Origin of the sequence: Allocoleopsis sp., assembly GCF_036703385.1 — a bacterium.
Classification (GTDB): domain Bacteria; phylum Cyanobacteriota; class Cyanobacteriia; order Cyanobacteriales; family Coleofasciculaceae; genus Allocoleopsis.
This window is the reverse complement of the sequence record NZ_DATNPA010000463.1, coordinates 1-6,107: the sequence shown is the minus strand read 5'-3', so window position 1 is coordinate 6,107 and position 6,107 is coordinate 1. Positions and strand designations below refer to the sequence as shown.

The 6,107-nt window shown below is 42.0% G+C and carries 4 protein-coding genes and 2 pseudogenes; all 6 read right to left on the bottom strand.

Annotation, left to right across the window (positions count from 1 at the left end; translation table 11 throughout):
* A partial coding sequence (locus tag V6C93_RS38415; protein ID WP_414644247.1) for an antibiotic biosynthesis monooxygenase family protein occupies positions 1-102 on the bottom strand: 102 nt, incomplete at its 3' end.
* A gap of 78 nt (positions 103-180) precedes the next feature.
* Positions 181-807, bottom strand: a complete 627-nt coding sequence (locus V6C93_RS22640; RefSeq protein WP_333478936.1) for a CDP-alcohol phosphatidyltransferase family protein — start codon at positions 805-807, stop codon at positions 181-183.
* A gap of 812 nt (positions 808-1,619) precedes the next feature.
* A pseudogene (locus V6C93_RS22635) lies at positions 1,620-2,753 on the bottom strand (CHAT domain-containing protein); the annotation flags it as partial.
* 42 nt (positions 2,754-2,795) lie between these two features.
* Positions 2,796-2,909, bottom strand: a pseudogene (locus V6C93_RS38410) (aspartoacylase); the annotation flags it as partial.
* Between the two features lie 534 nt (positions 2,910-3,443).
* Entirely contained in the window at positions 3,444-4,553 is a 1,110-nt protein-coding gene (locus tag V6C93_RS22630; protein ID WP_333478934.1) for a DUF1822 family protein, read from the bottom strand.
* A gap of 10 nt (positions 4,554-4,563) precedes the next feature.
* A complete protein-coding gene (locus V6C93_RS22625) occupies positions 4,564-6,003 on the bottom strand; it encodes a hypothetical protein (protein ID WP_333478933.1) in 1,440 nt (479 codons plus the stop codon).
* Positions 6,004-6,107: the final 104 nt, after the last annotated feature.

The window sequence follows — 6,107 nt, the reverse complement described above, 5'->3', positions numbered from 1 at the left end:
CCCGGGCATGGAGGCAATGATGGTTGAGGCTGTTTGAAAAGCCGTTTCAAACTCATTAACCATACTGGGCTTAACATCAAGGATGGCAACCTCTAGTATCATGGGCTGGATGTTTTTACCACAGATACTATAGTACAAGGTGGTATCAAGTAGCGGCTACTCAGCAGCATCCCCTTCTGTTTAGTAAGATTGGCGCAGTCTCAGTGCATGTACAATACTCAATACATCATGAGTCCACTGAGGAAGGATTAACGTCATCGCAATTTCTTCTAAGGTGTGAATAATGCCCACTGCGATCGCAAAACTCAGCGTCAATCCTCCATAACCAAAGCTGAATAGAGCGATCGTGGCAACAAACAGACTGACTCCCCAGGTTTTGGCTGAATACGTATGATAGCTGGCGGGTTGACCGTATTTGGCTAAATTGACCACCCACCAAATCAATTGAATGCCCACTACCGCACTCAACCCATGAGAGAAGGCGATAATCACATCAGAATGCACCAAAACGGCACTAACTCCGATACAAATATACAGGCAGACATCAGCCCAACTATCAGCCTTTCTCAGGGAAGCTGTACTAACACCGAGACGGCGTGCGATGACACCATCAAAGATATCTGAGAGAAACGCTGCTACAAACCCAACAATGAACCAGGCATCTGTCTTGCCATCGATCACATTGAGTAGTAGTAACGGTCCCATGAAAAAGCGGAAGATGACTAGTGCGGCAGGAACACATTGAATCACTGCCGCCAATAGTGAGCGAGAGCTTTCGGTTTGAGCAATTTCACGGGTGTTGTTCATAAGTCCTTTCGCAACAGTGCTTCGATTAACCTGAGTTTTGCCGAAATCTGTGTTGCAATGGGGCTTATTGTGACCAGTTTCCTGGAAAGTCTACCAGTTGTGATTAAAAACCTGGGCTTAGAGTAGTGGTGACTTGAGCCTTGGTAGGACAGTTGCAGAGATTGGTACTGATTATCGACGTTGATAGCAGGCTAACCGTTGATTTAACCGAGTACGAATGGAGCAGATGGCAGCGAGTTGACTGTTTTGAGACTGAAGCATGTGGTAGAGTGAATGCAACCAAATCAAGACTTTTATCGAGTTTACCGAACCTAAATTTTTTCGGTTCTTCAGTACTTAGTATGCCAAATCTATAACAGAACGAAGAAAAGAGAGACAAAATAACTAAAATTAATAGTAGGCAAAGCCTGAGTGGCATTGACATATGAGGCGAAATAATTATTGACTGTAAGCAGAATCAAAAAGTGATTGAGATGTATCGGCTTGAGTCCCACACGGGTTCATCGAATGACCAGATTTCTATGACTGTATCAGGAAATTTTCGTTGCAGTTCTCTAACTTTTCGGTTGCAAAATGATGTTTTCTAGCTAAACAATAAACTTGTTTTAAAACTTGAAAAGCCGTTCCTATGTTAATTTTTTGAAGAAATTATGGAACTCAAAAAACTAGTACCCTACTTAGCCCTCTTTTGTCAAATCGGGGTGAAACCTTGATTTTTCGTAGGCTGTAACGACGTGAATTCGTTGAATTTTCCCAAAGTGACCGAAGAGGGTTAGACTTAAGACCATCGTTTTTTCCCCTGTGTCTCGTTAAGGAAGAATCCCGCCCAAACCAAGCCAAGTGGGCGGTTCTACTGCTGGATTTTGGCAAATTACAGGCAACCAAGAAGCACCGGGAAATTCATCCTCTACTCCTTGTAATTTCCTGCGTGCTTGCTGTACGGAAAGATATAAAGGAAGCTGCTCAACAGCGAAAGCTGCTAAGAAATGCTCAAAAAAATCCTGTGCCACACGATTCGGCACTGGCTCCCGCATGACAATAACAGTGGGAATATTCAATTTCTCCAAAGCAAGCGCTAATCCCAGTCCATCACAGGAGTTGAAAAGCGCCAAGGATAAACCGTTTTCAATAGCTGCTTTGAGAGCTTCCTCTAACTGTTCAATTGTTAGGCTGTTGTTGGTCTGATTATCGTTAATATAAATCCGTCCCGTTTTACCAGAAGTTTGACTGTGACCTGCAAAAAACAGGATGTCCCACCCGGCTTTGTTCCAAAGCTGTGTAGTAAATTCGCTGCGCGAGGGATTGATAAGAAAATAAACTTCGGCATCCGGTAAGCTTTTGAGAAATCTGGTTTCTACCTCCAGATCGATACCTTTGCTATTGCCCAAAATCGCGAGGATTCTAACTCTATCTTTAGGGACTTTTGGTGGTGAAGAGCAGGCGCGTTTATACTCGGATCTGGACAGAGCCATTTCTGCATTAGAATAATCCTGAAAGAAATTCCAGCGATGCCAGGGTAATTGCCGCAGCAATACATCGTTGGCTTCAACAATTACCCGAATTTCTTCTGTCGGTAAGAGTCGCGATCGCAGTTGCCGATCGATATTAAGAAACTCTTGAGATTTAAGCCAAGCATTGATAGTATTGTGTAAATTTTGACCTAACTCCTCGAAACGGACAATAGAGACGTTAGTTATACCCCCTAGAGCGAATTCCAGCTCATCGTCATCTTCCTCTTCTGATGAACGTAGCTGTTTGCGACTGCAAATAGTTTGGTAAATTAACTGCCAGCTTCTATATTGTTCAACCAGCACTGGGGCAGCGGGTAAGCTGCCGATAAATTGTTCTGGAAGGGGGTGGTCTGATGCCCATAACTGAGCACTCACTTGCTCGAATCCGTTATTCAAGTCACCAGAGCCTAGATTAATAATCACTGACTTGCTCATAGGAATAGGACGAAATAGGTTAAGGTCAGTTTCTACATATCACTTTCCGATTTCAAAAGCTTCAGGATTTGCCAACAGTGTGAGAGTCTCAAAGCTCGATCGCTTAATCAAATGGGGCGATCGCTCAAATTTTTTCACTAGGTAAATCCCGGTCAGTTCATTGCATTGCTATGGGTTCCACCACGATAACCACACGATTGATTTTGCACATTGTTACAGAAATTCCTTTGCTTTCAGGAGAGCAAATTTTGCTAGTTGTTTACTATAAAAGATCGAGGAGTTAAGAAAAAACTTAAGCTTTTTGTAGTAATAGGTTACAAAAACCCTACAATAAGGACTCAGCCGACGCGAACATCTATTTACTAGGGTGAACTAACTTTCTTAAATTTGGGGAAACTCCCTTATCTTCACTAAAACAGGACTTACTACACCCCATCGGTGAGAAGTTAAGATGATGTGCGACTTGTCAAAGGTATTAAAAAAATGGGGACTTCTTTGTCATTTGTCACAAATTAAAAGCGAGTAAATTTTGTCAATACATCCAAATATAGAAAGAAGTCTGCGTTAAGAATGGTAATAATATGAAGAGGCGATCGCTGCTCGCCTCTCACCTTTGGACACTTCTGCTGAACTCTCACTTTAACTGTACATTTGAACTAAATCATTCATGCCTGAGGTCACTTGTTCGCTTCAAAGTTCAAAATCTTCTCTGACACTTATATTCCTCAAACTGACTTCAATGCTAAAGCGTTTTCCCGGTTTGCCTTTGAAAGGTATCAATTGAATGTAGTTATCTTCATCTCTTGCTTGGACTTCGTGGAGAATTTTTCCCGCTTTAGATAGCAAAGTCAGTTTGAGAGAAGACGGTAAATACCTTTTCCCACCTGTCGGATGTAACTGTATCAAGATACCTAATTTTTCTTGGGCTTCTTCTGCGATCGCTACCAGCAGGGCGACAGTTTGACTGCCAAGTTGCATCTCCAAGTTAATTAGTTTACCTCTCGTCGTAGCTTCTTCAGCATTCCTGGTACTCACAGCTAAATCGGCTTCTGGGCTGATCAGTGCGTCCAAACCAAGCCAAGCTTCGTCAAAGACACCCTGTAACCATTGGCTTAACTTAGTTCTAGTCTCCGTCAGGTATTCCGGTAATACTAAGCTGAATTCATACGTATCAGTTGCTTGCACCAGAGCAGAGGAAGTAATACCTTCGGAAGCAACTTGACTATTCGTTGAGGCAAAAGGTAGAAGTATAGCAGTCGGCTCCAATAAACGGCAGTAAACCACAAGGTCATTTGGCTCAGTATCAAATAAAGATAGCGGTAGCTGGTAATAACTGTCCTGGAAGACTTGTAAATTGCTCTGCCGAAAATAATTAAGCACTTGATCGTAACGCCCGACGCCTCTAACCAATACTTGTTCCTGCTCTTCTAATACCTCTAGCACTACATAAAAATGAGCTATTAGTTCCAGTTGTTCTATGGCAGCTTGAGGTAAATTTACCACTTCATCTAGCAAGTGTTCGGTAGCAATTAGATAAAGTTTAAACTCACCTACTTTGAGATAGCCTCCAGCCTCAATTAATTTGGTATCTCGATTAACTGTTTTATTGGGTATTCGTGTACTTAGCCATTCCTCAAAGCTTACGAGCGCCAAGGCATTCAGATATGTTTGCCATTGCTGTGCTTCACTCTTCACCGAGTTGCTAATCTCTATTGCTCTCTCGAAATGTTCGGGTTCAAGCCAGATTATTTCTGGAGGCAAGAGTCCCAAATCCATTGAATTAATCGGTGAACTAACCATAACTGTATTCCTAATATGTATTTATTTTAGGTTGTTCAAAATAAAGGCGAAGTTGCTGTGCATATAAGCTGTTCATCTTACGGTTCTTTCCCGCCTTGATTTCTTCTACTGCCTCAGAGAAAACTTCTTCATCAGCAAAAGCTTTAATTTGTTCGAGCAAAGTTTTGATATAATCGAGTGAGGGAGGAATTTTGGTTAGTCCCTTATCTTGAGCCTTTTCTAACGTCCTGTCGAGAATTTGTTGCACGCAAAAAGCCCGAACCTTGTTGAGAATGTCTCCCGGATTCAACACACGCCTAGCTTGTGCCCAATTGCTCATTTCCAGCAAGGGAGCAATTTCCTTAAGAGACAAACCCTGACAGTAATATAGCTGCAAACCAGGAATGAATTGTTTAGCTAGAGGAGCATAGATTTTACTTTTTTCCAACTTAGTAATGGAAGCGCGAATCTCCTGCTCTATAGCACCAGCTAAAGCTAACTTTAGTTGCTGATGCAAGAACTCCATCAGTTCCTGTCGTTCAACATCTAATTCACTGAGGGAGTCAGTAGTTAAATCTGCTCTGGGTATATAACTTCCAGTATCAGAGTCGTAGATATCCAGAGGTTCTCTATAACTCCAGATATCATACTGTCGTAACTGTGTTGCTATCTGTTTGAGTTCTTTCATCAACTCGACAGAGCTGTTGAGGATGACAGTTCTTTCCTGCAAGCCGACTAGCATTTCTTGAAGTTGAGCGCTTGAGGGGTCTGGGCATTTTCTTACTCCTGCCTGCCGCTGCCTAAGTCTGTCTCTACGATAGACTGAATGGAAGATTTCTACGATGTGGCGCTCCCGCTCAGATAAACGTTCAAGCTGTTTGAGTTTAGCTCTATTCAATAATGCCCAGTCGCTAAGATTTTTAAATCCAAACTCTGATAAAAAATCTTTGAGTTCTGGATTTTGTTTGGTCTGTAAGTAAGCCCAATTATCCAAGCTCATCTTAGACTGGGAGTTCTGCTGATATGTTCGCAATATTTCAACTGTAAAAAATTTATAAGCCGTTGTCTTAGCTTCACCATTATCATCTAAGATGAGTTGAGTTTTACCATCTTTATCAAGTAAGATTAGAGCCTGACCATCATCATTGAGTACAAAGGGCAATAAATCTTGGTAGGTAAAAGGCTTGTCACTACCAAAGAGATTGTCGATTTTTTTGCAGGCTTTGAGGATGGAGTCAGAAACATAGCACCTCAAACAAAGTCCAGCCAAAACACGAGTCGTGGTATCAACAGCCGAATTTTTGTTGTGGAAATAGGAGTTCAGGGCGGCTTGCATATCCCCATTTTGAGAATTGGGAAGTTGCTGGGCAATAAATTCCTGTGCTGTTGGAACTAAACAGAACTCGTATGGAATTTTTTCGCTCTTTAGACTGATGCGGCAAATTGTCCAGTATTTTGATGAAGCACCCATAGCTACTGCATTCACCTCACGTTAACTGACTCTCTATTAAATAAATAAATGCAAGGCTGTTGAACTTATACAGTTCCCCTACAGCTACCTGCTCTCTGGTTTAA

Bases quoted from the DNA above. Each gene is read 5' to 3' on its own strand.
- V6C93_RS22640 (WP_333478936.1), bottom strand. From the start codon at position 807: ATGAACAACACCCGTGAAATTGCTCAAACCGAAAGCTCTCGCTCACTA.
- V6C93_RS22630 (WP_333478934.1), bottom strand. From the start codon at position 4,553: ATGGTTAGTTCACCGATTAATTCAATGGATTTGGGACTCTTGCCTCCA.
- V6C93_RS22625 (WP_333478933.1), bottom strand. From the start codon at position 6,003: ATGGGTGCTTCATCAAAATACTGGACAATTTGCCGCATCAGTCTAAAG.